24 protein-coding genes are annotated in these 25,111 nt (G+C 73.3%); 8 read left to right on the plus strand and 16 right to left on the minus strand.

Annotated features, from left to right (window positions below):
- The first annotated feature begins 83 nt into the window (after positions 1-83).
- On the plus strand, positions 84-458 hold the full coding sequence (locus ABZ193_RS16515; RefSeq protein WP_354710443.1) for a hypothetical protein: 375 nt from the start codon (positions 84-86) through the stop codon (positions 456-458).
- Between the two features lie 9 nt (positions 459-467).
- Positions 468-1,517, plus strand: coding sequence for a hypothetical protein (locus tag ABZ193_RS16520; protein WP_354710444.1), 1,050 nt, complete (start codon positions 468-470; stop codon positions 1,515-1,517).
- Positions 1,518-1,532: 15 nt separating this feature from the next.
- Here ABZ193_RS16520 and ABZ193_RS16525 read toward each other — a convergent pair whose 3' ends face one another.
- The 5 genes from ABZ193_RS16525 to ABZ193_RS16545 all read right to left on the minus strand — a co-directional run bounded on the left by ABZ193_RS16525 (position 1,533) and on the right by ABZ193_RS16545 (position 6,569).
- Positions 1,533-2,210 (minus strand): FadR/GntR family transcriptional regulator, encoded by a 678-nt coding sequence (locus ABZ193_RS16525; protein ID WP_354710445.1) that lies wholly within the window; start codon positions 2,208-2,210, stop codon positions 1,533-1,535.
- A gap of 5 nt (positions 2,211-2,215) precedes the next feature.
- The gene (locus ABZ193_RS16530) at positions 2,216-2,551 is read right to left on the minus strand and encodes an L-rhamnose mutarotase (RefSeq protein ID WP_354710446.1); all 336 of its coding nucleotides are present in this window, start codon (positions 2,549-2,551) and stop codon (positions 2,216-2,218) included.
- A 52-nt stretch (positions 2,552-2,603) separates the two neighbouring features.
- Complete coding sequence (locus ABZ193_RS16535; protein WP_354710447.1) at positions 2,604-3,284, minus strand: hypothetical protein; 681 nt, start codon at positions 3,282-3,284, stop codon at positions 2,604-2,606.
- 37 nt (positions 3,285-3,321) lie between these two features.
- Positions 3,322-4,953, minus strand: a complete 1,632-nt coding sequence (locus ABZ193_RS16540) for a DNA polymerase ligase N-terminal domain-containing protein (RefSeq protein WP_354710478.1) — start codon at positions 4,951-4,953, stop codon at positions 3,322-3,324.
- A gap of 437 nt (positions 4,954-5,390) precedes the next feature.
- Positions 5,391-6,569 (minus strand): MFS transporter, encoded by a 1,179-nt coding sequence (locus ABZ193_RS16545; RefSeq protein WP_354710448.1) that lies wholly within the window; start codon positions 6,567-6,569, stop codon positions 5,391-5,393.
- Between the two features lie 172 nt (positions 6,570-6,741).
- Here ABZ193_RS16545 and ABZ193_RS16550 point away from each other — a divergent pair, with 172 nt between their 5' ends.
- A complete protein-coding gene (locus ABZ193_RS16550; RefSeq protein WP_237335017.1) occupies positions 6,742-7,650 on the plus strand; it encodes a LysR family transcriptional regulator in 909 nt (302 codons plus the stop codon).
- A 9-nt stretch (positions 7,651-7,659) separates the two neighbouring features.
- Here the strand turns inward: ABZ193_RS16550 and ABZ193_RS16555 are convergent, their stop codons facing one another.
- From ABZ193_RS16555 to ABZ193_RS16565, 3 genes are read right to left on the minus strand one after another with little or no spacing between them, the layout of a single operon-like run.
- On the minus strand, positions 7,660-8,265 hold the full coding sequence (locus ABZ193_RS16555) for a hypothetical protein (protein WP_354710449.1): 606 nt from the start codon (positions 8,263-8,265) through the stop codon (positions 7,660-7,662).
- Positions 8,262-9,590, minus strand: coding sequence for an aromatic acid/H+ symport family MFS transporter (locus ABZ193_RS16560; protein WP_237335015.1), 1,329 nt, complete (start codon positions 9,588-9,590; stop codon positions 8,262-8,264). Before ABZ193_RS16560 ends, ABZ193_RS16555 begins: the two co-directional genes overlap by 4 nt.
- A 37-nt stretch (positions 9,591-9,627) precedes the next feature.
- A complete protein-coding gene (locus tag ABZ193_RS16565) occupies positions 9,628-10,575 on the minus strand; it encodes an amidohydrolase family protein (RefSeq protein ID WP_354710450.1) in 948 nt (315 codons plus the stop codon).
- A 138-nt stretch (positions 10,576-10,713) separates the two neighbouring features.
- Here ABZ193_RS16565 and ABZ193_RS16570 point away from each other — a divergent pair, with 138 nt between their 5' ends.
- Positions 10,714-11,838: an NAD(P)-dependent alcohol dehydrogenase gene (locus tag ABZ193_RS16570; RefSeq protein WP_027936046.1), complete on the plus strand. Its 1,125-nt coding sequence runs from the start codon at positions 10,714-10,716 to the stop codon at positions 11,836-11,838.
- 3 nt (positions 11,839-11,841) lie between these two features.
- Positions 11,842-13,287, plus strand: a complete 1,446-nt coding sequence (locus ABZ193_RS16575) for an aldehyde dehydrogenase family protein (protein WP_354710451.1) — start codon at positions 11,842-11,844, stop codon at positions 13,285-13,287.
- 53 nt (positions 13,288-13,340) lie between these two features.
- Here ABZ193_RS16575 and ABZ193_RS16580 read toward each other — a convergent pair whose 3' ends face one another.
- Both ABZ193_RS16580 and ABZ193_RS16585 read right to left on the minus strand, forming a co-directional pair.
- A complete protein-coding gene (locus ABZ193_RS16580; RefSeq protein ID WP_354710452.1) occupies positions 13,341-14,807 on the minus strand; it encodes an NAD(P)/FAD-dependent oxidoreductase in 1,467 nt (488 codons plus the stop codon).
- A gap of 14 nt (positions 14,808-14,821) precedes the next feature.
- On the minus strand, positions 14,822-15,712 hold the full coding sequence (locus ABZ193_RS16585; protein ID WP_354710453.1) for an alpha/beta hydrolase: 891 nt from the start codon (positions 15,710-15,712) through the stop codon (positions 14,822-14,824).
- A 134-nt stretch (positions 15,713-15,846) separates the two neighbouring features.
- Here ABZ193_RS16585 and ABZ193_RS16590 point away from each other — a divergent pair, with 134 nt between their 5' ends.
- The 3 genes from ABZ193_RS16590 to ABZ193_RS16600 are packed head-to-tail and all read left to right on the plus strand — an operon-like array spanning position 15,847 to position 19,242.
- Positions 15,847-17,451, plus strand: a complete 1,605-nt coding sequence (locus tag ABZ193_RS16590) for a bifunctional 3-(3-hydroxy-phenyl)propionate/3-hydroxycinnamic acid hydroxylase (protein WP_354710454.1) — start codon at positions 15,847-15,849, stop codon at positions 17,449-17,451.
- Between the two features lie 29 nt (positions 17,452-17,480).
- Positions 17,481-18,410, plus strand: a complete 930-nt coding sequence (locus ABZ193_RS16595; RefSeq protein WP_354710455.1) for a VOC family protein — start codon at positions 17,481-17,483, stop codon at positions 18,408-18,410.
- Positions 18,411-18,417: 7 nt separating this feature from the next.
- Positions 18,418-19,242, plus strand: coding sequence for a fumarylacetoacetate hydrolase family protein (locus tag ABZ193_RS16600; protein ID WP_354710456.1), 825 nt, complete (start codon positions 18,418-18,420; stop codon positions 19,240-19,242).
- 4 nt (positions 19,243-19,246) lie between these two features.
- Here ABZ193_RS16600 and ABZ193_RS16605 read toward each other — a convergent pair whose 3' ends face one another.
- From ABZ193_RS16605 to ABZ193_RS16630, 6 genes are all read right to left on the minus strand, one after another.
- On the minus strand, positions 19,247-20,038 hold the full coding sequence (locus ABZ193_RS16605) for an IclR family transcriptional regulator (protein ID WP_027936048.1): 792 nt from the start codon (positions 20,036-20,038) through the stop codon (positions 19,247-19,249).
- 20 nt (positions 20,039-20,058) lie between these two features.
- A complete protein-coding gene (locus tag ABZ193_RS16610; protein WP_354710458.1) occupies positions 20,059-20,889 on the minus strand; it encodes a 3-keto-5-aminohexanoate cleavage protein in 831 nt (276 codons plus the stop codon).
- Between the two features lie 13 nt (positions 20,890-20,902).
- Entirely contained in the window at positions 20,903-21,676 is a 774-nt protein-coding gene (locus ABZ193_RS16615; RefSeq protein WP_020419195.1) for a cyclase family protein, read from the minus strand.
- A gap of 12 nt (positions 21,677-21,688) precedes the next feature.
- Positions 21,689-22,984 carry an MFS transporter gene (locus ABZ193_RS16620; RefSeq protein WP_354710459.1) on the minus strand — a complete coding sequence of 432 codons (1,296 nt, stop codon included), beginning with the start codon at positions 22,982-22,984 and terminating at the stop codon, positions 21,689-21,691.
- 34 nt (positions 22,985-23,018) lie between these two features.
- Positions 23,019-24,044, minus strand: coding sequence for an amidohydrolase family protein (locus tag ABZ193_RS16625; RefSeq protein ID WP_354710461.1), 1,026 nt, complete (start codon positions 24,042-24,044; stop codon positions 23,019-23,021).
- Between the two features lie 97 nt (positions 24,045-24,141).
- Positions 24,142-25,101 carry a LysR family transcriptional regulator gene (locus ABZ193_RS16630; RefSeq protein WP_354710462.1) on the minus strand — a complete coding sequence of 320 codons (960 nt, stop codon included), beginning with the start codon at positions 25,099-25,101 and terminating at the stop codon, positions 24,142-24,144.
- Positions 25,102-25,111: the final 10 nt, after the last annotated feature.

Raw genomic sequence — 25,111 nt, forward strand, 5'->3', positions numbered from 1 at the left:
GGGTTTCCAGGAAACGGCGTACAAGGCCCCTCGGTCGGCGCTAGTCTCCCCTTGTCCGGATTCCGCTGGGGGAGGGGAGTTCCGTGGACCTGGTTGTGGACGCGCCGGAGCTGCGCAGGTACGCCACGAGCGTGCTCGGCGGCGAGGGCGCCGGTGGCGGGGTGGTCGATTTCCTGCGGGACGGTCATGCCCTGCTGCGCGACGTCGCGATCGAGGCGGAGCAGGGTGTCCTGCAGGGCGGGTGGGGCAAGACCGGGCAGTTCCAGGAGGGGCTGCTGCGGTTCGCCCGCGAATTCGCCGCGAAGGTGACGGAGTTCGTCAACGAGGAAGGCGATTTCATCGCGTTCCTCGACGGGCTGCGTGAGCGGATGCTCGCCTCCGCGGACGCCTACGAAGGAGTCGAGGCGGAGAACGTCCAATCGCTGAGCTCGATAGCCAAGGCGCTGAATCCGGAGTAGGGGGACGACATGGCGCAGCGGTGGTACTCCGAGGACGCCGGTGGTCCGGTCGCCGATCTCGACCCGGTGTTCCGCGACGGTTACGCCCCGGCCTTGCACGGCATGCTGAAGGCGCTGAGCGTGGTCGACCCGCAGGGGCCGCCCTGGGGACCGGTGTGGGCGCACACCGAGGACCTGCTGGAGCAGTCGACGGAACTGCGCTCGACGGACAACAACCTGGGGCCCTCGTTCAACTACCGCGTCGCCCCCGGGGTCACCCTCTACCCGATCATGCAGGGCTCGGTGCACGGCGATGGCAGCCGGGACCTCAGCGTGGAGGAGTTCTTCAGCCACGCGGAGATCCTCAGCGGTCAGGACGTCGGCAAGGTGAAGGGCAACGCCGGCCGCGACCCCGCCGCGCTCGCGCTGCAGGACGGCGGCTGGATCGAGCGGGCGGGCAGCGCGCTGGAGAACACCCGGGCGTCCGGCCGATCGCTGTCCGAGTACGGCCGCTTGGAAACCCTGCAGGTGGGCAACGGGTGGTGGGCCGCGCACTGGAGCGGACCGCCGGGCTCGGTGCCGCACGAGGCGCAGGCGCGGTGCTCGACGATCAACGAGTGGTACGACCACTTCCGCGCCTCCGCGCTCACCGTGCTGGCCGAGTCGCTCACCCGGTTCGGCGCGATCGTCCACCGCGCGCGGTTCAACCTGAACAGCCTGATGGGCGCGTGCGTGGAGCAGCTCGAGAAGTTCGACGCGCAGGGCGAGGTGAGCCCGGGCCTGTCGACCGGGTGGAAGACCTACCGGGGGATCGTCGACCTCGCGACCGCCGGCCCAATGGCCCCGTTCACGATCACCGACAAGATGATCGAGGTGCTCCAGGCCAACGGCACGGAGAACCTGGACGGCGGCGGGTTCTACGGCACCCTCTACAGCTTCCTGCAGAAAGCCGACGCGCTGATGCACCGCACGGTGGACGAGGTCGACACCCTGATCAGGGAGATGAACGCGAAGTTCGTCATCGCCGATGCCGACCTGCACGCCCCGTCCTGGACGGGACCCGCGCCGGGGATCGCCTGAGCTGGTCCCCGGCCGCTACTCGACCAGGGTCTGGCGCAGCCACTGCTCCACGCCGGCGATGTGGACCGTCGCGGCGGCGCGGGCGACGTCGGGCTGCCGGGCGGCCAGTGCGTGCAGGATGGCGCGGTGCTCGGCGAGCGTCCGCTCCGCCACGCCCTCCTGCGTGATGCCCCGCCACGTCCGCGCCCGCTGCGTGCGCCCGGACAGGCTTTCCAGCAGCGAGGCCAGCACGGAGTTCCCGCAGCCGCCGGCGATGCGGCGGTGGAACTCCAGGTCGTTCTCCACCAGCTGGTCCACCGTGGGCCGGTCGCCGAGCGAGTCGAGCAGCTTCGCGAGGTCCTCGAGGTCGGAGTCGGGCATGTTCCGCGCCGCCATCTCGGTCACGGCGGGCTCGATGACGCGGCGCGCCTCCAGGAACTGCAGCACGGTGTCGTCGCGGTGGAAGTCCACCACGAACCCCATCGCGTCCATCAGCAGCGACGGCTCCAGGCTCGTCACGTACGTCCCGTCGCCGCGGCGCACGTCGAGCACGTGGATCAGCGACAGCGCGCGCACCGCCTCGCGCAGGGAGTTGCGCGACAGGCCGAGCCGGTCGGCGAGGTCGGCCTCCCTGGGCAGGCGGTCGCCGGGGCGCAGCTCGCCGTCCACGATCATTTGCTTGATCGCCTCGATGGCGTCGTCGGTGACGGACATGCCGCTCAGCGGTCCTTCCCGGCCAGCTGCCCGGCGAGGCTCCACACCATCGGCAGCCCGTCGTCGGCGCCGGAGTAGTCGTCCGGCGTGGCGTGCAGTGGCCCGACGGTCTCCTGCCAGCGGACGTTCGCCGGGTGGTCGCGCAGCGCGTGCCGCATCCGCCGGTAGTCCTCGACCTCGACGAGGTGGAACAGGTGCGTGCCGTCGCGCCAGATCCGCCAGTTCCGGACGCCGCTGCCGACCAGCGCGGCCGCCACATCGGAGGGGATGGACCGGTGCACGGCCTCGTAGTCCAGCTCCGAGCCCGGCTTCAGCTCCGTGTGCAGCGCGATCTCCGGCATACCCGCTCCTTGTCCACGACGTAGAGGCAGGATACATCGGATCTTTCGCGGATCAGTGCAGGATGTTCACGGCCCGCGCGACGACCAGCACCACCAGCACGAGGGACACGACCGACTGGGCCAGCATGGTGAGCTTCGCCCACGGCCTCAGCGGCAGCACGTCGGTGGGGCTGAACGCGGTCGCGTTGGTGAAGGCCAGGTACAGGTAGTCCACATAGGCCGGTTCCCAGTCGCGCGGCGCCAGCCCGGGGCTGGTCATCTGGGGGAACAGCAGGTCCGGGTACTCCTGGGTGCCTGCCGCCCGCGCGGCCGGGCCGCCGCGGTCGAACTCCCAGTACCACAGCGAGAACACCACGACGTTGGTGAGGTACACGCCCGCCCCGGCGGCGAGCAGCGGGCCCGCCTGGTCGCCGATCGAGCCGTCGAGGATGTGGCCGACCAGCAGCACCGCCGAGCCGGCGTTGCCCGCGCTCACCACCAGCAGCAGGGACAACGCCACCTTGCGCGCGTGCCGGTGGTCCCCGGCCGCGCGGCCGGGCCCGAGCGCCACCAGTGTCAGCAACAGCAGCGCCGACAACCCGGGCAGCAGCCAGTCCGGCTGGATCACCAGGCGGTCGGGCAGGAGCACCTGGACGCCGATCACCGCGCCGATCGTGACCGCGGCAGGCCACCGGTGCGCCCCCGCGGTGGCGCGCCGCCACGCCGGCGGTTCACCGCTGTCGTGCGAACTCATGCGCGGATCATCCCCCACCGGCCGCGGTGGTTCCGGTTCAGCTCTCCAGTTCGGGCAGCTGCTGCGGCAGGCCGATCAGCGGGGCGAGCGGGTCGCCCGCCTCGGCGACGCGGTCGAGGACGGTGCGGACGGTCCAGCGGTCCGGGCGCAGCGCCGGGTCGTCGAGCTCGTCCCAGGTGATGGGGACCGAGACCGGCGCGCCGGGAGCCGGGCGTGGGCTGAACGGGGCGACCAGGGTCTTGTTGATCGCGTTCTGGGTGTAGTCGAGGCGGGCGAGACCGCCGCGCTCGTTCTTGTACCACCGCCAGCTGACCAGGTCGGGCAGCACGCGGCCGACGACCCGGGACAGCGTCTCGACCCAGTTGCGGGTCTCGGTGAAGGTGTAGCCGGGGGCGACCGGCACCCAGATCTGGATGCCGCGCTGCCCGGTGACCTTGGGCATGCCGCGCAGGTCCAGGTGGTCCAGCGCGGTGCGGTAGAGGCGGGCGAGTTCGACGATGTCGTCGAAGCCGGTGGTGGTGCCCGGGTCGATGTCGATCAGCGCCCAGGTGGGCTGGTGCACGTCGGGCAGCCGCGAGGTCCACGGGTGCAGCTCGACGCCGCCGAAGTTGGCCATCCACACCAGGGCGGGCACGCTGTCCAGCACCGCGTAGCACTGGGTCTCGCCGGGGTCGGCTTCGGTGTTGTGCCAGCGGTTGAGCCACTCCGGGGCGTGGCCCGGCACCTCCTTGTGCCAGAAGCCGGGCCGGTCCACGCCGTCGGGGTAGCGGTGCGCGTTCACTGGACGGCCGGCGAGGTAGGGCAGCATGAACGGGGCGATCCGAGCGCTGTAGCGGATGAGGTCCCGTTTGGTCACCGGCGGTTCGCCGCCCGCGCCGGGGAACAGCACCTTGTCCAGGTTGGTGAGCTTGAGGCGGCGCCCCGCGATCGTCCAGGTGCCGGACTTGCCCATCTCGTCCAGCGCGGCGAGCTCCTCGTCCGACGGGGGAGTCCACTGTGGAGCCAGCGGCACCTCGGCCTCGGCGGCGGGCACGCCGCTGCGCCACATCGCCTCCGGCGCGGCGGCGACCTCGTCGTTGGTGCGGCCGGACTTGACCGACCGGGGCAGCTCCTCGGGATCCCAGTCCGGCCGGGCGTCGTCGTCGTGCTTGTGGATCAGCAGCCACTGCTCCTTGCCCCGGCGTTCCGTGCGGACCAGGGCGAACCGGCCGGCGAGCTTCTCCCCACGCAGGTCGAAGTGCAGCTCGCCGTCGTCGATCGCCCGGGCCGGGTCGGCGCCGTCGGCGGGCTCCCAGGTGCCCCGGTCCCACACGATGACGTCGCCGCCGCCGTACTGGCCCTTCGGGATGACGCCCTCGAAGTCGGCGTATTCGAGCGGGTGGTCCTCGACGTGGACGGCGAGCTGACGCACCCCGGGGTCCAGGGTCGGCCCCTTCGGCACCGCCCAGCTCGCGAGCACGCCGTCGACCTCCAGGCGGAAGTCGTAGTGGAGCCGCCGGGCGCGGTGCCGCTGCACGACGAACCGCCGCCCGGACGCGCCGCCCGCCGCGGCCCCGGCAGGCTCCCCGGTGACCGAGAAGTCCCGCTTGGCCCGGTACGAGGCGAGCCGGTCGGTCTTCCGTCGGGCAGGGCTCACGTCAGGTGAGTACCCAGGCCGGGGCGCGCCCATGCTCCAGGCTCCGCGATCAGGGCGAGCATCGGCACCAGGAAGCGGCGCGCGATGTCCCGCAGCTGCTCCCTCGTCGTCCAGGTCGACGAGCAGGCTCGGGGTGACCAGGAACGACGCGGAGATCCGCACCATGCGTTCCGCGACGAGCTCCACCTCGGCCTCAGGGGACACCGTTCCTGCGGCCTGTTCGCGGCGCAGCTTGCCCGCCACGAAGCTCCGCAAGGTCGCCATCGTGCGGCCGCCGTTGCTGACAAGGGGCGGCGCCACGACCTCCGGTTCGACGTCGGCACGGGCGTGGAACGGGCCGCGTCCATCCCATGCCGACCTCCCGCGTGCGGGCGGCCTCTGGACATCGCCGGCTGTCCCGGCGGGGCGGGCGAACTCGCGGCCGTCGCGCCGCGGCCACGGCCGCGCCACCGGGAGGATCCGCTCCGTGATCAGGGCAGCGGCGCGGCGGAGGTGACCACCGGCTCCGGCGGGCGCAGCAGGCCGGGTCGCGCGGCGGCGAGCCCGCACACCAGCTCGGGCACGACCAGCAGGAGCAGCAGCCAGATCGAGGCGTGCCAGCCGCCGGTCGTGGTGTGCAGCAGGCCGAACGTCAGCGGGCCGGTGGCGGCGAGGAGGTAACCACCGGACTGCGCCATGCCGGACAGCCGCGCGGTGATCTCCGCCGTGGGGGACCGCAGGTTGAGCAGCGTGAGGGCGAGCGGGAAGGCGCTGCCGGTGGCGACGCCGAACACCACCGTCCACAGCCACCCCGCCCCGGGCGCCACCAGCAGGCCGCCCAGTCCGAGGACCATCAGCGCGGCCACCGCGAGGACGAGCGGCCGCTGGTCCCGCATCCGGGCGGCGAGGACCGGCACGGCGAACCCGAGCGGGATCCCGATGACGATGATGACCGAGTTCATCGTGCCCGCCGTGGCGGCCGGGAAGCCGTGCTCGCGCATGATCTGCGGCAGCCACGACGTCAGTGTGTAGAACATCAGCGACGCCATGCCCATGAACACCATCACCGACCAGGCCAGCGGCTCGCGCAGCAGCGAACCCGCGGCCTGCTGAACGGGTTCGGCGGCGCGACGGCGGGTGAGCGGGCCCCACGCGAGTGCCGCGACGAGCGCCGGGACCGCCCACGCGACGAGCGCGAGCCGCCAGCCGCCCGCCTGCTCCAGCGGCACCGCCAACCCCGCGGCGGCCGCGCCGCTGACGGACATCAGCATCATCGCCAGGCCGGTGAACGTGCCCGCGCGGCCGGGGAAGGCGTGCTTGACGACCGCGGGCACCAGCACGTTGCCGGTCGCGACACCGGCTCCGGCCAGCACGGTCCCGGCGAACAACGCCGCCCGGCCGGGGATCGCGCGCAGCAGGAGCCCGGCCGTGAGCACCACGAGCGCCGCGGTGATCGCCGCCTCGGTGCCGATCCGGCGGGCCAGCGCGGGCGCGAGCGCGGAGAACAGGCCCACGCACAGCTCCGGCAGGGTGGTGAGCACGCTGACCTCGACGCCGGTGAGGCCGAACTCCTCCCGCAGCTCGCCGAGCACCGGCGGGACGCCGGTGATGGCCGCGCGCAGGTTGAGGGTCAGCAGCACCAGGCCGACCGCTAGCCAGATCGCCCTCACCGGCGGGCGGACCAGCGGACGAGCGCGGCGGCGATTCCGGTCGCCACCACGGTTTCGGCGAACAACGACAACCACACGGTGATCATGCGGGCACCTCCTGGTTCCAGCGTGCGTCGCCGGACCGGGTAGGTCCAGGTTGTGTTTCCGGACATGACCGTGAAGAATCAGCTACATGATCGACCTGCGGCGGCTCCACGTGCTCCGCGCGGTGGACCACTACGGCACGGTGCGGGCGGCGGCGGAGGCCCTGCACTTCACCCCGTCGGCCGCATCGCAGCAGATCCGCCAGCTGGGGCGGGAGCTCGGGGTGGCGCTGCTCGAACCCCACGGCCGCCGCGTGCGGCTGACGCCGGCGGCGCAACGGCTCCTGGCGCACGCGGACGAGATCCAGGCGCGCTGGGAAGTGGCCGAGCGGGACCTGCGCGCCGACGACGACCAGCCCGCCGGGCTGCTGCGGCTGGCCGGGTTCCCGGGCGCGGTGAGCGCGCTGCTCGCCCCGGCCGCCGCCGCGCTCGCCGCCCGTCACCCGCGGCTGACCCCGCGGATCCGCGAGGCCGAGGCCGGGAACTGCTTCGACCTGCTGTTCGACGGCGACGCGGACCTGGCAGTGGTGGAGGCCAAACCGGACGAGCCGCCCCGCGACCGGGCCCGGTTCGACCAGCGTCCGCTGCTGGACGACCCGTTCGACCTGCTGGTTCCGGCCGGCCACCGGCTCGCGGCCCGGGAACGGGTGGAGCTCGCCGAGGCCGCGGACGAGCCGTGGATCGTGCCCGGCGCGCCGTGCACGTGCCGCACCCACGTCCTGTCCGCCTGCGGCGCGGCCGGTTTCACCCCGCCGGTCGCCCACGACGCGGTCAACTGGGAGGCGACGATCGCGCTGGTGGCGCACGGGCTCGGGGTGGCGCTGGTGCCGAGGCTGGCCCGGGTCCCCGAGACCGCCCCGGTGGTCCGGCTGACGTGCGCGGAGGAGCCGCGGCGCAAGATTCTGACGGTCACCCGGCCGGGCGCGCGCGGCGCCGCTGGGGTGGCCGCGGCACTGGCGGAGCTGGAGCGCCTGACGCCCGCCCTGCTCACCCGGTGAGCGGCTGGCTCAGCCCTGACCGGGGTGGGCTGCGATCACGGGGGCGAGCAGCTCGGCCGCCCGTCCCGGGGGGATAACCTCCGCGGGCGTCAGCTTCCGCGTCGTGACGCTGCCCGGATCCTCGTACACGTGCTCGCCTTCGAGCCTGCCCTGCTCGTCGTACGGCCAGATGAAGGCCGCGCGGCAGCTGACCAGGTAGGTCGCCGCCGGATCGTCCACGTCGGCGCCGGTGCGGGCCAGGAAGCGGCCGGGCAGCTGGCGGTGGAACCAGGCCTCGGCGGCGAAACCCCAGTCCGCGACGGCGGGCCGGAGCGCGGTCGTCCACAGCACGAGGGCTTCCGCCCGCCGCACCTCGTCGTAGAACCGCCCGATCTCCTCCAGCCCGGTGAGGACGATGTTCGCCCGGCCCTCGCCCAGGCGGTAGACCGGCTCGGCGGCCATCATCGCCGGTGTCAGGAACTCGTGGTGGCGCCCGGCCACTTCGAGCAGGACGTGCTGCCGGAAGTTCAGCAGGATGCGCCGGTGGTGGGGGTCGGCGGTCCGGGTCAGGAGTTCGTCGACGGCGTCCATCTGGTGCACGAGCTGGTGCTCGTGGCCGGTGAGCACCGCGGTCACGACGCGGCCCGCCCGGGGACGCGGGGCCCGAAGGTCAGCACCAGCGCGGCCACCACGGGGGCGAGCGCGAAGGCCAGGAACCCGGTGGCGGTGCCTGCGCCGGAGGCGACGATGAGGCCGCCGTAGATCGGGCCCACCACCCCGCCGATGCGGCCGAACGCGAGCGCCAGCCCGAGCCCGCTGCCGCGGTTGGACGGCGGGTAGTAGGTGGCCATGTAGGAGTTGAGCAGGTTCTGCGTGCCCGCCCCGCCCGCGCCGACGAAGACCACCAGCAGGTACACCAGGGCGGGCGCGGGCTGCTGGGACAGCGCGGCCAGCGCCAGCGCCGCGGAGCAGAAACCGGCGATCACCACGTACTTGGGGCCGACCCGGTCGGCGACGGCCGCGCCGGCGAGCGAACCGAGGACCGCGCCGAGGTTGAGGAACACCAGGAACGACAGCGCGGAGCTGATGCCGTACCCGGACTTCATCATCAGCGAGGGCAGCCACGTGTTGGTGCCGAACATCAGCAGCAGGCACAGTGCCGTGCCGATCCAGAAGACCACGGTGGCGCGCAGGTGCCGTCGCCCGAACAGCGACCCGGCCGCGGCGAACGGGCGCTCCCGTCCCGTGACCGGCTGCGCGCCCGGGATCTCGGTGAGCTCCAGCGGCAGCCGGAACCGGTGGATCTGCTCGCGCGCGGCCGCGATCCGTCCTTTCGAGACCAGGAACGACACGGATTCGGGCAGCCTGCGCAGCGCGAACGGCAGCAGGATCAGCAGGGGCAGCACCCCGATCCAGAACAGCGCGCGGTAGCCCCAGGCCGGCACCAGCCAGATGCCCAGCAACGCCGAGAGGATGCCGCCGAGCCCCACTCCGACGAGGGCGAGGGAGACGTTGAGGTTGCGCCTGCCCTCCGGCGAGAACTCGACGACCATGGACAGTGCCGTGGGCATGAACCCGCCGCCGCCGATGCCCACGATGAGCCTGCCGACGAGCAGCACTTCGGGGGTGGGCGCCACGGCGCACAGCAGCATGCCGAGCGAGAAGACGGTGACGGTGGCCAGGTAGATGCGGCGGCGGCCGATGATGTCGGTGAACATGCCGGCGACGAGCGCGCCGAGCAGCATGCCGAACACGGCCGCCGAGCCGATCACCCCGGCGTAGCCCGGGCTCAGCGTCCACCCGGGGTGCTGGAGCAGCGAGGGCACGGCGACACCGAAGACGTAGATGTCGTAGCCCTCGAAGATCAGGGCCGCGCCGCACAGCAGCATGATCGCGGGCGACGTCCGGGTCACGGTGACCCTGGCCGCGCCGTGGCCGACGGTGGTGGGCGTGGTGCTCACTTGGACCTCCTTGTGCAAGCGAACAGGTCGGGGCCGGCTAGCGCAGGGCCTTGGTGTTGCGGCGGAACAGATCGAGCCAGCTGCCACCGGCCGGGCAGGCGCCCGCCTTTTCGATCTCGCCGATCCCGGCCAGCACCTGGGCGGGCCGGGTGAAGCAGTAGTCGGTGCCGAAGAGCAACCGGTCGGTGCCCACGACGGAGGCGAGTGTGGACAGCGCGGTCGGCATGGGGGTGCCGGCGCAGTCGAACCACAGCTTGCCGAGCTGTATGCGGGCGCTCTCCGCGGGATCGCCGTCGCCGATGCCGAGCGCCCTGCCGCGGAACAGTTCCACCCGGTCCATCAGCAGCGGCAGGACACCGCCGCTGTGCGTGAACACGAACCGGATGCGCGGGTGGCGGAGCAGGACGCCGGCGAAGATCAGGTCGACGACGGTGCGGGCCGTGTCGAACGGGAACTCGATCATCGGCAGCGGCCGTCCCAGCGCGACCGCGTCGGCGTTGAGCGGTTTCGTCGGGTGCACGAACAACACGGCCTCGTGCCGGTCGAGTTCGGCCCACAGCGGCGCGTACCGCGGGTCGCCCAGGTACACGCCGTGCGCGTTGGACATCACCGAGAACCCGGCGACCCCGCTTTCGGCGCGGACCCGGCGGATCTCGGCGATCGCGCCGTCCACATCGGGCAGCGGCAGGGACGCGAACAGGCCGAAGCGGCCGGGGTGCGCCGCGGCCACCGCGATGCCGAAGTCGTTGACGTGCCGGGCCACGTCCCTGGCGGTGTCGTCGTCTCCGAAGTGGACACCGGGGGAGGAGATCGACAGCAGTGCCTGGCCGATCCCGGCGTCGTCCATCAGCCGCAGGTGCTCCTCCGCCGACCAGGACGGCCACCCGGGCATGCCGTCGGGAACGTCGTGCCCCGCCTGCCGGGCCGCCGCGATGTAGTCGCCGGTGACGAAGTGGGAGTGCACGTCGACGAGTGATGAGGTCATTTCCGCCCTTCCGGGTCAGTGCGCGGACCGGGGAACCGGGTGCGCGGCTGGACATCGACCGCGCTCGCCACAGTATAGTCTCGTATCACAGGATACAAGACCTGATAATCAGGACTCAGCTACTCTGGAGGGGCGACGATGCCCGTAGTGACCTCGGCCGCGGTGGTGTCCGGTCCGGACAGTCCGTTCCGGCTCACCACCGTCCACCTGGACCACCTGCGACCCGGCGAAGTCCTCGTGCGGATGCGGGCAGCCGGGATGTGCCACACCGATCTCAGCGTCCGCTCCGGCGTCATCCCGTTCCCGCTGCCCGGCATCCTCGGGCACGAGGGCGCGGGCGAGGTCGTCGCGACCGGCGGCCACGTCACCCGGGTGCGCCCGGGGGAGCGGGTGCTGCTCACCTTCACCTCGTGCGGCCGGTGCGCCGCGTGCCGGTCCGGCCACCCCGCGTACTGCGCGCAGCACCTGACGGCCAATCTGCTGGGCGGGGCGCGCGCCGACGGCTCGCCCACCGTCCGGGACGCCGCCGGCCGGCCGCTGCACGCGCACTTCTTCGGACAGTCGTCCTTCGCGGAGATGGCGATCGCCGACGAACGCAGTGTGATCCCGCTGCCTCCGGACACCTCCGACGACGAGCTGATCACGCTGGCGCCGCTGGGCTGCGGTTTCCAGACCGGCGCGGGCGCGGTGCTCAACGTGCTGCGGCCGCGGCCGGGCGCCTCGCTCGTCGTGGCAGGCGCCGGCGCGGTCGGGCTCGCCGCCGTCATGGCCGCCGCGTCCACGGCGGCGGAGCGGATCATCGTCGTCGACCGGGTGCCGTCCCGGCTGGACCTGGCTCGTTCGCTCGGCGCGACCGAGACCGTTCACGCGACCGGGCAGGACCTTAGGCAGGACCTGCTCGACCGCACCGGCGGCGCCGGGGTGGACCTCGCGATCGAGACCACCGGCAACGTCGCCGTTCTGGAAGGGCTGATCGGAGCGCTCGCGGTGCGCGGCACCTGCGCGGTGATCGGCGCCCCGCACGCCGGGTCCACCGCCGCCTTCGACGTCAACGCCCTGCTGCCCGGACGGCGGATCGTCGGGGTGACCCTCGGCGACAGCGAGCCCGAGTCGTTCGTGCCGCACCTGATCGCCCTGCACCGGGCGGGCCGGTTCCCGCTGGACCGGCTGATCCGGCGCTACCCGTTCGCCGACATCGAGACCGCCGCGCGGGATGCCGCGTCGGGCGAAACGATCAAGCCCGTCCTGGTCTTCGGAGCGTGACCCGTGCGCACTGACACCCTCACCCCGCTCTGGTACGGCCGAGAGCACCACCCGGCCGCCGGTGGCACCTTTCCCGACATCTCGCCCGTGACGGGCGAACCGGTGGCGACCGTCGCCGCGGCGACCGCGCGCGACGCGGAAGCCGCCGTCACAGCCGCCGCGGCAGCGCAGCGGGCCTGGGCCGCGACCGGCGTCGGCGAACGGCGGCGCGTCCTGCTGACGGCCGCGGACATCCTCGAACGCGACCTAGATGCTCACCGGCACACGCTGGCCCTGGAGACGGGCGCGGTCCGCGGGTGGGCCGACATGAACGTGCGGGAGGCGGCGGCGACCCTGCGGGAGGCGGCGGGCCTGGTCACCGTCGCCACGGGGGAGATCCTGCCCTCCCACGACCCGGGGACCGTCACGTTCTCGCGGCGCGAGCCGGCCGGGGTTGTGCTCGCCCTGGTGCCGTGGAACGCGCCGGTGATCCTCTGCGCCCGCTCGATCGCCATCGCTCTCGCCGTGGGCAACGCGGTGGTGGTGCGGCCCAGCGAGCACGCGCCGATCGCCGCGGGGCACCTGCTGGCCGGCGCGCTGCACGAGGCCGGCCTGCCCGCGGGCGTGGTCGGCGTCGTCACGACCGACGCCGCTGCCGGGCCGGAGGTGACGGCCGCGATGATCGCGCATCCGGACGTGCGGCGGGTGGTGTTCATCGGCTCCACGCCGGTGGGCCGGTCGATCGCGGAACTGGCCGGCAGTGCCCTGACTCCGTCCGTGCTGGAGCTGGGCGGCAAGAACGCCACCATCGTGCGCGCCGACGCGGACCTGGAAGCGTGGACGCCGGCGTTGGTCACCGCGTCGTTCGCCAATAGCGGGCAGGTGTGCATGTGCACCGACCGCATCATCGTGCACGCCGACCGCGCCGGAGAACTGGTGGCGCGCCTGTCCGCGGCGGCCGAGGCCCTGGTGACCGGGGATCCCCGCGACGAGCGCACCGATCTGGGGCCGCTGATCGACGGGCGGGCCGCGGAGCGGTTCCGCGCGCTGGTCGCCGACGCGGTCGGCAAGGGTGCGCGCGTCCGGTCGGGCGGCCCCGACCTCGACGGCGGTCTCGCCCGCCCGACCGTGCTCACCGGCGTGGGCCCGGACTGTCGCCTGTGGACCGAGGAGGCGTTCTCCCCGGTGGTGTCGGTGCATCCGGTGGCCGGCGACGAGGAGGCGGTCGCGCTCGCGAACTCCTCCGAGTACGGCCTCATCGCCAGCGTGATCACGGCGGACGCGGCGGCCGCGGAGCGCCTGGCCGGGCGGTTGCGCACCGGCGCGGTGCACCTCAACGGTCCGTCGGTCGGGGACGAGCCGCACGTGCCCTTCGGCGGGCTCGGCGCGTCCGGGTTCGGCCGGCTCGGCGGTCTGGAGTCGGTGCGCACGTTCACCGAGCAGCGGACGTTCTACCGGCACCAGGCATGACGGAAGGAGCCGCCCAGGCGTGCCTGGGCGGCTCCTTCCGCGTGTTCGCCCGGTCAGGCCGGGGAACCGACCGTGCGGTACTCGGCCGGGTCGAACCGCGCCGTGCGGGCCTTGTACGCGTCGACCGTGCCCCACCAGTTGGTCACCACCCGCCCGCCTTCGCCGACGTACCAGCTCGAGCACCCGGTGGCGAACGCGCTGCGGGCGAGGTCCTGCTGCAGCCGGTCGTTGTAGGCCGCCACCACCTCCGGGCGCACGTCCAGGGCCGGGGCGTCCGGGCCGAGCCGCGCGAAGGCCTGCAGCAGGTAGTCGTACTGCGCCTCCAGCATGGCGATGATCGAGTTGTGGTTGAGGTTGGTGTTCGGCCCGTAGAGGATGAAGAAGTTCGGGAAGCCGGGCACCGCCATCCCGAGGTAGGCCTGCGGCGACTCGCGCCACGCCTGCTCGTGCAGGTCCGTCCCGCCGCGGCCGGTGACGCGCAGCCCGTTGAGGAACTTCAGCGACTCGAACCCGGTCGAGTACACGATCACGTCCACCGGGTGCAGGGCGCCGGTGGCGTCCCGCACGCCGTCCGGTTCCACCCCGGCGACCCCCGCGGTCACGAGGTCCACGTTGGGCCGGGTGAACGCGGGCAGGTACTCGTCGCTGATGACGGGGCGCTTGCAGCCGAACGCGTAGCCGGGCCACAGCTTCTCGCGCAGCACCGGATCGGCGACCTGCGCCTCCAGGTGCTCGCGCGCGATCCGCACGGTCTCGCGCGCCACGTCCGACCCCGGCTCCAGCGCCCAGAACTGCCGCTCCCGTTCGGCGTACTGTTCGGCGCGGCTCTTGGCCAGCGCCTCCGGGTCCTCCCGGAACGCCCGCAGCTCCGCCTCGGTGTACGGGCGGTCCTCGCGGGGCAGCACGTAGGGCGCCGAGCGCTGGAACACGGTCAGTTTCGCCGCGACCGCGGCGATCTCCGGGATCAGCTGCGCGGCGCTGGCGCTGCTGCCGACGCAGGCGACTCGCTTGCCCGTCAGGTCGACGTCGTGGCGCCAGCGAGCGGAGTGGAAGGAAACCCCGGTGAACCGCTCGCGCCCGGCGATGCCGCGGTAGCTGGGTTCCGCCAGCTGCCCGCAGGCGGAGACGAACACGCGCGCGGTGATCGTGCCGCCGTCCGCGGTCGTCACCCGCCAGTGCAGGTCCGCCTCGTCCCAGTCCGCCGCGACGACCCGCGTGTTCAGCCGGACGTGCCCGAGGACGCCGGTGCGTTCGGCGAACTCCCGCAGCCGCGCGAACACCTCGCCCTGGCTCGGGTAGATCCGGCTCCAGTCCGGCGGCTCCTCGTCGAAGGAGTACCAGTACAGGTGCGACGGCACGTCGCACGCGCACCCGGGGTAGGTGTTGTCGCGCCACGTGCCGCCCACCTCCGCGGCCCGCTCCAGCACGAGGAAGTCGTGCTGCCCGCGGGCCTTGAGCCGGGCGCCGAGCCCCAGCCCGGCCACGCCCGCCCCCATCACCACCACGTCGTAGTCGGTCATCAGCACACCGCCTGTCAGTCGAAACGGGACGCGAGGAAGGCCGCCGCGGCGCTGAGCGCCTGCCTGCCTTCGTCGAGGAACGCGGCGAAGGTCTGCCACACGTGCGGCATCTCCGCCCGGATCTGCAGGTCCACGTCCACGTCGGCGCGCGCCGCGGCGGCGGCCAGGCCGACCGCGTCGTCCAGCAGGATCTCCGCCGTGCCTGCCTGGATCAGCAGGGGCGGGAGGCCGGTCAGGTCGGCGAACACGGGGCTGGCCAGCGGCGTGCGCGGGTCCTGCCCGCCGAGGTAGTCCGCGGCGCGGGTGCTCAGCGACCGCGCCGTGAGGGCCGGGTCGGCGTCGGCCTTGCTGATCAGCGAGCCGGCCGACAGGGTCAGGTCGGCCCAGGGGGAGAAGACCGCGGCCGCGGCGGGCAACGGCAGTCCCTCGTCGCGTGCGGCGACCAGCGTCGCGATCGCCAGCCCGCCGCCGGCGGAGTCGCCGGCCAGCGCGAGGCGGCCCGGGTCGATCCCCTGGTCCAGCAGGGCGCGGTAAGCCGCGAGCGCGTCGCCGACGGCCGCCGGGAACGGATGTTCCGGGGCGAGGCGGTAATCCGCGGCCACGGCCCGGCAGCCCGCCTGCGCGGCCAGCGCCGCGACCACCGCGCGTGCGCTGCGCGAGCTGCCCACGACGTAGGCGCCACCGTGCAGGTAGAGGATCGCGGCGTCGCGGGCCGCCCCGGCCGGCTCGGCGGCGAGGGCGGGCACCGCGCCGAGCCTGGTCTCGGACAGCCGCACGTCGTCGGGGACCGGGAGATCGGCGTGGATCGCCTCGAACATCCGCCGGGTCTCGGCGACCGGTCCGCCGATGTCGAGCGGGCCTTCACGGAGGTTCTTCTTCAGTTGCTCGAGCTGTTCCGAACTCACAGGGGAGCTCCTTGTCTTCTCCGGCGCTGTCCCGCCGAACGGTACTGTCCTGAAAAGCGCAACACAAGTTCTTGTATCCAGGACACCGGTGGCTTAGCGTGAACGAGCACCACCTGGGGAAGGGAGGAGACTTCGTGCAGACACAGCAACCGCCGCCCGCCGCGGAGACCGACTGCGAGGTGGCGGTCGTCGGGGCCGGGCCGGTGGGCATGACCGCGGCGGCGCTGCTGGCCGCCCGCGGCGTCCACGTGGTCGTCCTGGAGCGCGAACCGCGCACCAGCGACGAGCCGAAGGCGATCAGCATCGACGACGAGGCGCTGCGCGTGTACCAGTCGGCCGGGCTCGCCGGCCGTCTGCTGCGCATTATCGTTCCCGGCACCGGGACCAGGTACTACGACGCGACCGGCCGTCCCGTCTTCCACGCGGGCAGCCCGTGGCCGTTCCGGCACGGGTACCCGTTCAAGAACCCCTTCGCCCAGCCCGACCTGGAACGCGAACTGCACGGCCACCTCGTCGAAGCCCCGGGCGCCGAAGTCCGGATGAGCACGACGGTCACCGGCCTCGCCGGGTGCCCCGACGGCCGGACCGGGCTGCGGTGCCGGCAGGACGGCACGACGTCGCTGGTCCGGGCCCGGTACGTGCTGGGCTGCGACGGGGGCCGCTCCACCGTCCGCGAATTGCTGGGGATCGGCATGACCGGGCGCAGCCACGACGAGGTGTGGCTGGTGGCCGACGTGCTCGGCGACCACCACGACCAGCGGTACGGGATGCACCACGGCGATCCGGCGCGCCCGCACGTGATCGTGCCAGGGCGGGACGGCCGGTGCCGCTACGAGTTCCTGCTGCACCCGGGCGAAGGCAGCCCGGGACAGCGGCCGGACTTCGCGCTCGTGCGCCGCCTGCTGGCCCCCTACCGCGACATCACGCCCGGCCAGGTCGAGCGGGCCGTGAACTACCGGTTCAACGCCGTGGTCGCCGACCGGTGGCGCGACGGTGCCGTCTTCCTGCTCGGCGACGCCGCGCACATGATGCCGCCCTTCGCCGGGCAGGGGCTCAACTCCGGGGTGCGGGACGCGGCGAACCTGGCCTGGAAGATCGCCGACGTGCTCGCCGGGCGGCTCGGCGAGTCCGCCTTGGACACCTACGAGACCGAGCGGCGCCCGCACGTCGAGGCGACGGTCCGGCTCTCGGCCCGCTTGGGCCGGGTGGTGATGACGACCAGTCCCCGGCTCGCCCGGCAGCGGGACCGGCTCATCGGCGCCGCGATGCGCACCGAGCATGGCCGCGCCTACTTCGAGCACATGCGGTACCGCCCGCCGCACGTCTACACCGAAGGCCTGCTGGCGGGGGAACCCGGGCTCGCCGGGCGGATGATCGGCCAGCCGCGGGTGTTCGACACCGCCGCGCACCGCATCCGGTTGCTCGACGAGGTTCTCGGCACCGGGTGGGCCCTGCTCGGGGTCGGCGTCGATCCGGGGGAGGCGGCGGCGCTCGCCGGCCCGCTCGCGCCGGCCGTCGCGGAAGTGGCGGTGGACGACCGGATGCCGTCCACCCGGGGGCACCGCGTCCTCGTCGACGTCGACGGCGGGCTGGACGCCGAGCTCGCCGGCTACCGGGGCCGGGTCGTCCTGCTGCGGCCGGACCGGTTCGTCGCCGCCGCCTGGCGGCCCGCCGAGCCGCCCGCGCTGGCCGGCCCGCTGCGCCTGGCGCGCCGCCCCGTTCCCGAACCGGTCGCCTGACCATCCACAGTGGAGAGAGGAAGAAGCCCGTGCCCACACCCGAACGCGTGATTCTCGCCGAGCCCGGCGCCGCGGGCAGCCTGCGCCGGACCGCGGTGTCCCACCTGGGCCTGCGCGTCCCCGACGTGGCGTCCACCACCGACTTCTACGGCCGGGTCCTCGGCCTGGTGCCGCACGACGACCTGCCCGGTGGTGGCCGGCGCCTGGGATGGGGGAGCGGCCACCACGTGCTCGACCTCCTGCCCGGCGAAGCGGGCCTGGACCACATCGCCTTCGAGGTCCGCGACCCGGACGGCCTGGCGGGACTGGAGAAACGGCTCACCGCGGCCGGTCACCACGTCAGCACCCTGGACGAGGCGTACCTGACCGAAGCGGTCACCGGTGAGCCGGGCCTGGTCTGCACCGACCCGGACGGCAACACGGTCCACTTCCACGGCCCGGTGCGCCGCGGCGGTGAGCACGCCGCCGACACCGGCCGCCGCCCGGTCAAGTACCAGCACGTCACCCTGTCCACGCGCGACGTCGCCGCGATGGCCGGGTTCTACGTGGGGATCGCCGGGTTCCGCATCTCCGACCAGCTCGCCGACGGCCGGTTCGCGTGGCTGCGCAGCGACCGCGACCACCACACCCTCGCCGTCGTCGCCGGCGGCCGGCCGGGACAGCTCGACCACTACTCCTACGACCTCGCCGAGTGGGCGGACTTCAAGGCCTGGTGCGACCGGCTGACCGACGAGGGCGTGGACGTGGTGTGGGGTCCCGGGCGGCACGGGCCGGGCAACAACCTGTTCGTGTTCTTCGACGATCCGGCGGGCAACCACGTGGAGCTGTCCGCGGAGATGGAGAAGTTCCACGACGACCGCGTCACCTACGTGCCGCGCCGGTGGGATCCGGTGCCGCGCAGCGTGAACCTGTGGGGCGGTCAGCTCGCGAACTGGCGCACCACCTCGGAAGGGCAGTGAGGCGGCCATGCCGTACGCGACCTACGAATTCCGCGGCGCCCGGCGAGTCGGCCGGGTCGAGGGGGACCGGCTGATCCCACTCGACGGGCTGCCGGAGCTGGGCCGGGACACCCCGTCCGACGTGCTGTCGGCGGCCCGCGAACGGCCCGCCGAGGCCGTCCCGGTGGCCGCGGTGCGGGTGTGCCCGCCGGTGCCGAACCCGGACAAGATCGTGTGCGTCGGCCTCAACTACCACGCGCACGTCGGCGAAACCGGGCGCGACCTGCCCACCTATCCGGTGCTGTTCACCAAGTTCGCCTCCAGCCTGATCGGCCCGTACGACGACATCGTGCTGCCGCCGGAGTCGGCCCAGGTCGACTACGAAGCCGAGCTGGCGGTCGTCATCGGGAAGGCGGGCCGGCGGATCCCGCCGGAGAAGGCCGTGGACCACGTGCTCGGCTACTGCGTGGCCAACGACGTCACCATGCGCGACTACCAGTACAAGACGCACCAGTGGCTGCCGGGCAAGGCGTGGGACCGCTCCACGCCGCTCGGGCCGTACCTGGTCACCCCGGCCGAGGCGGACCTCACGGCCGCCCGCGTGACCACCGTGCTGGGCGGGCGCGAACTGCAGAGTTCGGACACCTCCCGGCTGATCTTCGGCATCCCCACGCTGATCGCGGCGATCTCGGAGTTCACCACGTTGCTCCCCGGGGACGTCATCCTGACCGGCACCCCGGGCGGCGTGGGTTTCCGCCGCGATCCGCAGGTGTTCCTGCGCGACGGCGACGAGATCACGGTCTCGGTCGAGGGGATCGGCACGCTCGTCAACCGGGTGCGCGCCGAGGGCTGACCGGTCAGCCGTTCATCAGGGCGAGGCGGCCGCCGATCTCGGCGGCCGCCGAACGCACCTGCTCCACGATCGGCGCCTCGCGCTTCTTCGGCACCCGCGACGCCAGGGCCGCGACGCTGATCGCGGCGACCACCCGGTCCTCGTCGTCCCGGATCGGCGCGGCGATGCCGAGCACGTCGGGGTCGAGCTCGCCGCGGGTGACGGAGAAACCCTGCTCCCGGATCTCCGCCAGGCGCCGCATCACGGCGTCGACGTCGGTCAGCGTCGCCGGGGTGAACCGCTGCAGGGGCGCCGACTTCAGCACCGCGCGGGCCTCGTCCGGATCGCTCCACGCCAGCAGCACGAGGGCGGACGCGCCGGCGTTGAGCGGGAGGGTGCTGCCGCGTTCGTAGGACAGGCGGACGTGGTGCGCGGGTGGTTCCTCGCGGTCGACGCACACGACCAGCTCGCCGACGCGACGGGTCAGCAACACCGTTTCCCGCACCGCTTCGCTCAGCTTGGCCATCACCGGCGCGGCGGCCTCGGACAGCCCGTAGGAACGGCGGGCGATGCGGCCGAGTTCCAGCACGCGCAGGCCCAGCCGGAAGCCGCCGCCCGGAGCCTCCTCCAGGAAGCGGCTGGCCACCAGGCTCTGCAGGTAGCGGTAGGCGGTGGAGCGGGCGACCTCCAGGCGGGCGGCGACGGCGGCGCCGGAGAGCACCCGCTCCTCGTCGGTGAACATCATCAGGATGTCGAGGGCGCGGTCGGCCGTGGAGTTGCGCTCCCGGTACGACCCGGTACGCGGTTGTCCTGACATGCGGACGACCATACCGCTTTTCAGGTCTTCGCGGGCTCCGGGTGGAGGCCGAGCAGCCGCGCGGTCTCCTCGACGCCGGCCACGCTCAGGTCGAGCTCCCGCGCGAGCCGGGCCGTGCGCTCCACCAGCGGGAGGTTCCCCGGGCTCAGTTCGCCCTTGCGCAGGTACAGCGTGTCCTCCAGGCCGGCGCGCGCGTTGCCGCCCAGGGCGAGCCCCATCGCGGTCAGCCGCAGGTTCGCCCGGCCGATCGCGATCACCTGCCAGACCGCGCCCTCGGGCAGGCGCCGCACCATCGTCAGCAGGTTCTCCGGGGTGGCGGCCATCCCCCCGGCGACGCCCAGCACCAGGGAGAACTGCATCGGCTCGTCGTCGAGCAGGCCCTCGTCCCGCAGCCGCAGGCAGGCGTCCAGGTGGCCGGTGTCGTAGACCTCCAGTTCCGGTTTCACGCCCAGCTCCCGCATCCGGGCCGCGAGCCGCCGCACCGCGTCCGGCGGGTTGCGGAACTCGCCCGCCCCGAAACTCATGCTGCACGGGTTCAACGTCGCCATCCGGGGCCGCAGCTCGACCAGCGCGGCGCGCTCTTCGAACGGCACCGTCAGCCCCACCCCGGTGGAGAGCTGGACCAGGATCGGGCACCGCTGTGCGATGAGGCCCATCGTGCGGCGCGCGATGTCCGGGTCGGCCGTCGGCCGTCCGTCGGCGTCGCGCAGGTGGATGTGCGCGACCGACGCCCCGGCCGAGTAGGCCGCGGCCACGGCGTCGGCGATCTCCTCCGGCTGCGTGGGCAGGTGCGGGTTGTCGGACTTGGTGGCGATCGGGCCCGTCGGCGCGACCGTGATCACGACGCTCACGAACAGTTCTCCTTCACTCGTCGAAAATCGCCACGGCGCGCGTCCATCCCGCGGACGCGGCATGGATCTTGACTGGGAAGCAGGCGATGGAGAACCCGTCGGCGGGCAGGTCCTCGAGGCCGTGCAGCTTCTCCAGGTGGCAGTAGCCGATGTCGCGGCCCGCGCGGTGGCCCTCCCAGATCACCGACGGGTCCCGCTCGCGCGCGTAGCGCTGTGCCGTGTGGACGAACGGCGCGTCCCAGCTCCACGCGTCGGTCCCGGTGAGCCGCACGCCGCGCTCGAGCAGGTACAGCGTCGCCTCCCGGCCCATGCCGCACCCGGCGGAGACGTAGTCGTCCTGCCCGTACCGGGCTCCGGCCGCCGTGTTGACCACCACGATCTCCAGCGGCCGCAGGTCGTGACCGATCCGCGCCAGCTCGGCCTCGACGTCGGCGGCGGTCGCCACGTACCCGTCGGGCAGGTGCCGGAAGTCCAGCTTCACCGCGGGCTGCAGGCACCACTCCAGCGGCACCTCGTCGATCGTGACGGCCCGCGCGCCACCGTCCATCGTGGACGCGAAGTGGTAGGGCGCGTCCAGGTGCGTGCCGTTGTGCGTGGTGACGCGCAGGCGCTCGATGGCCCAGCCTTCGCCGTCGGGCAGGTCGTCCACCGTGGCCCCGGGGAAGTACGAGACCACCTCCTGCGCGGTCTCGGCGTGGGAGTAGTAGTCGATCTCGGGCAGCAGGCCCGGCGGGTCGGAGGCGATGCCCGCCCGCAGCGGCACCGACAGGTCGACGATCCTGGTCATGGAAGTCCTTTCTCAGCGGGCCAGACCGGCCCGGCCGGTCTCCCTCGTCATGGCGATCACGAGCAGGCCGAGCAGGGCGCACGCGGTGCCCCACAGCCCCGGTGCCGCGCCCCAGCCGGTCCACGCGACCAGTTGCCCGCAGAGGAACGGGCCGAGGCCGGCGGCCACGATGGTGCCGAGGTTGAAGCCGATCGACGTGCCGGTGTAACGGGTCCGGGCGGGGAACAGCTCGGCGAAGGTCGTGTAGACGGCGGCGGAGACGAACGGTTCGATCGCGGCGAACACCAGCACCACCGGCAGGATCACCGCCAGGCTGGACGTCCCGTCGACGACGAGGAACAGCGGCAGCGACAGCACGGCGAACGCGGCGAACCCGGCACGCGCGATCGGCCGGCGCCCGCGCCGGTCGCTGACCTGCCCCATCACCGGGAACAGCGCCGCCGTCGCCAGCAGCACCACGCCGAGCAGGCCGTAGACGGTGGCCGGCCGGAAGTCCTTGACCTGCACCAGGTGGATGCCCAGGTACAGCTTGGCGAGAAAACCCGGGCCGAGGGTCGCGACGGTGAGCGCCGCGACCCGCAGCACGTCGCGCAGGTGCCCGCGCAGCACGTCCCGCACCGGGGTCCGGGTCCGCTCGGCCTTCGCCACGATCTCGGTGAACTGCGGCGGATCCTCCAGCCGCAGGCGCAGGAACAGGCACACGATCGTCAGCGGCAGGCACAGCAGGAACGGCAACCGCCAGCCCCAGTCGCTCAGCTGCTCCGCGGTCAGCACCGTGCTCAGCAGCGCGACGACGAGCGAGGCGACGCCGAACCCGAGGCCGATCCCGAGCGCGGGCAGGGAGCCCAGCGCGCCCCGCCGCCGCGGCGGCGCCATCTCCACGATGTAGGTCTGCGCCCCGGTGAACTCGCCGCCCGCGGACAGGCCCTGCACCAGCCGCAGCACCAGCAGGGCCAGCGGAGCCACCAGGCCGGCCTGCGCGTAGGTGGGCAGCACGCCGATCAGCGTGGACGCGCCGCCCATCAGGAAGATGGTGGCCATCAGCACCGACCGCCGTCCGATCCGGTCGCCCAGCGCGCCGAACAGGATCCCGCCGAGCGGCCGCGCCAGGTAACCGCCGCCGAACACCGCGAGCGCGGACAGCGTCGAGGCCGCGGCGTCGCCGGAGGGGAAGAACAGCGGCCCGAACACGACCGCCAGGAAGCCGTAGATGGTGAACTCGTAGAACTCGACCGCGCTGCCGACGGTGCTGGCGACCGCGGCGCGGCGCAGCGCCACCGGCCTGCCGGTGGTGGACGTGGTGGTCATGGGATTCCTTCCTCGTTGAAGGCGGGGGAGAACGTCAGGAGCGGGCGGCCACCGCCGCGGGCAGGAGGCCGAGGCGCTGGGCGTTGCCGCCGGTGACGGCGGCGGTGGCGGCCGGGTCGAGCCCGGCGGCGCGCACCCGCGCGACCGGGTCGGCGACCCCCATGTCGAACGGGTAGTCCGAGCCGAGCAGCACCCGGTCCGCGCCGGCGGCGGCGACGAGGCCGCGCAGGGCGCCGGGCGTGTAGACGAGCGAGTCGAACCACAGCCGCGGCAGGTACGAACTCGGCGGCTCGGCGCACCCGCGCGCGTCCGGGCGGTGGTGCCAGGCGTGGTCGGCCCGCCCCAGGCACAGCGGCAGGTAGCCGCCGCCGTGCGCGGCGATCAGGCGCAGGCCAGGGAACCGGTCGAGCACCCCGCCGAACACCAGGTGCGACAACGCGACCGCGTGCTCGACCGGCTGCCCCACCGAGTTGGACAGGTACCAGCGGTCCAGCCGTTCGTCCAAAGTGCACCCCCAGGGGTGCAGGAACACCACCGCGTCCAGCTCGGCGGCCCGCTGCCACAGCGGGTCCAGCGCGCGGTCGGAGAGCTCCACGCCGGGGGCGTGCGAGGAGATCTCCACGCCCTTGAGCCCGTGCCCGAGCACGGCGTCGTCGAGTGCCGCGACCGCGAGGTCGGGGTGGCGCAGGGGCGCCACTCCCAGGCCGGCCAGCCGGTGCGGCGCCAGGGCGCAGTGCGCGGCGATCCCCGCGTTGGTGGTCGCGGCGATCTCGGCGGCCAGGCCGCGGTCGGCCCAGCTGTGGTACTGCGTCGGCACCACCGACACCACCTGGACGTCCACTCCGGACTCGTCCATCAGGGACAGCCGGGTGGCCACGTCGGTGAGCCGGGGCCGCCGCCGCGCCGCCTGGTCCGCGCTGACCGCGGCGGACGCGGTGCCCGCGCGGCGCAGCTCCAGCTCGTTGTGGTCGCGGTAGCCGGGCCGTCCGGCGGCCAGTGCCTCGACGTCGTCCAGCCAGACGTGCGCGTGCACGTCCACAGTGGGCGGTCGGCTGTTCATCGGTGAGCCTCCAGGGAAGAGCGGGGACCCTGCCGATTCTTCGGCCGCGGGCATTCCGAAGGAAGCCAATACTTCCGATGCCGGTTATGGACGGACTCTATGCGTCCGGCCGCAGTCCGGTCAGGCAGCGCCGCAGCCAGGCGTGGCCGGGATCGTCGTCGTGGATCGGGTGCCACCAGAACGCCTCGACGAGCGGGATCGCGTCGAACGGGCACTCCAGGATCCGCAGTCCGGGCACGTCCGCGACCAGCGCGGCGACGCGTTCCTGCAGCAGCGCGATCGCGTCGCACGCGCGGACGAGCTGCGGCATCGCCAGGAACGACTCGGCAGTGGCGCACACCCGGGGTACCACGCCGAGCATCTCCATCTGCCGCCAGGCGGGCGCCCGGCCCAGCGGGTCGCCGAACGTCGCCACCCAGGGCAGCTCCCGCAGGTGGTCCATCGTCAGCCGGTCGCCGATCCGCGTGTTGGCCGCGGACGCCACGCACACCCAGCGGTCGGTGTAGAGGTCGATGTTGCGGGGCAGGTCGAGGTAGCCGTGCGGCATCAGCACGCCGTCGACCGTGCGGTAGAACTCGTCCTTGCGGCTGATGGATTCCGGGGTGACCGGCACGAACCGGACGCGCGCGCCGGGCGCCTCCTGCGCGACGCGCGCCACCAGGAGCCCGCCGACGACGCTGATTCCGTTGTCGGAGGACACGATGGTGAACTCGCGGCTCGTCTCGCCCGGGTCGAACTCGGCCTCGGCGCTGAACACGCGCTCGACGGCGGCCACGGCCACCCCGGTAAGCGGGCGCAGCTGCTCGGCGAACCGGGTGAGCACGTAGTGGTTGCCGGACCGCGTCAGCAGGTCGTCGCCGAAGTGCCGGCGCAGCCGGGCGAGCGCGCTGGACAGGGTGGGCTGGCTGCGGCCGAGGCGGATCGCCGCGCCGGTGACGCTGCGCTCGGCGAGCAGGGCGTGCAACGCGTGCAGCAGCGGCAGGTCCAGTCCGGACAGCCGCAGCTCGCCCTGGTCGGCAGGCTCCATCCCGGTTCCCTTCGCGCGATCGGCGGTCACCCCGGAATCG

Origin of the sequence: Amycolatopsis sp. NPDC006125 (assembly GCF_040614195.1) — a bacterium.
Classification (GTDB): domain Bacteria; phylum Actinomycetota; class Actinomycetes; order Mycobacteriales; family Pseudonocardiaceae; genus Amycolatopsis_E; species Amycolatopsis_E tucumanensis.

Bases quoted from the DNA above. Each gene is read 5' to 3' on its own strand.
- ABZ193_RS16605 (WP_027936048.1), bottom strand. From the start codon at position 20,038: ATGTCAGGACAACCGCGTACCGGGTCGTACCGGGAGCGCAACTCCACG.
- ABZ193_RS16520 (WP_354710444.1), top strand. From the start codon at position 468: ATGGCGCAGCGGTGGTACTCCGAGGACGCCGGTGGTCCGGTCGCCGAT.
- ABZ193_RS16525 (WP_354710445.1), bottom strand. From the start codon at position 2,210: ATGTCCGTCACCGACGACGCCATCGAGGCGATCAAGCAAATGATCGTG.
- ABZ193_RS16580 (WP_354710452.1), bottom strand. From the start codon at position 14,807: ATGACCGACTACGACGTGGTGGTGATGGGGGCGGGCGTGGCCGGGCTG.
- ABZ193_RS16540 (WP_354710478.1), bottom strand. From the start codon at position 4,953: ATGGGCGCGCCCCGGCCTGGGTACTCACCTGACGTGAGCCCTGCCCGA.
- ABZ193_RS16550 (WP_237335017.1), top strand. From the start codon at position 6,742: ATGATCGACCTGCGGCGGCTCCACGTGCTCCGCGCGGTGGACCACTAC.
- ABZ193_RS16625 (WP_354710461.1), bottom strand. From the start codon at position 24,044: ATGAACAGCCGACCGCCCACTGTGGACGTGCACGCGCACGTCTGGCTG.
- ABZ193_RS16565 (WP_354710450.1), bottom strand. From the start codon at position 10,575: ATGACCTCATCACTCGTCGACGTGCACTCCCACTTCGTCACCGGCGAC.
- ABZ193_RS16570 (WP_027936046.1), top strand. From the start codon at position 10,714: ATGCCCGTAGTGACCTCGGCCGCGGTGGTGTCCGGTCCGGACAGTCCG.
- ABZ193_RS16530 (WP_354710446.1), bottom strand. From the start codon at position 2,551: ATGCCGGAGATCGCGCTGCACACGGAGCTGAAGCCGGGCTCGGAGCTG.
- ABZ193_RS16535 (WP_354710447.1), bottom strand. From the start codon at position 3,284: ATGAGTTCGCACGACAGCGGTGAACCGCCGGCGTGGCGGCGCGCCACC.
- ABZ193_RS16615 (WP_020419195.1), bottom strand. From the start codon at position 21,676: ATGACCAGGATCGTCGACCTGTCGGTGCCGCTGCGGGCGGGCATCGCC.
- ABZ193_RS16620 (WP_354710459.1), bottom strand. From the start codon at position 22,984: ATGACCACCACGTCCACCACCGGCAGGCCGGTGGCGCTGCGCCGCGCC.
- ABZ193_RS16600 (WP_354710456.1), top strand. From the start codon at position 18,418: ATGCCGTACGCGACCTACGAATTCCGCGGCGCCCGGCGAGTCGGCCGG.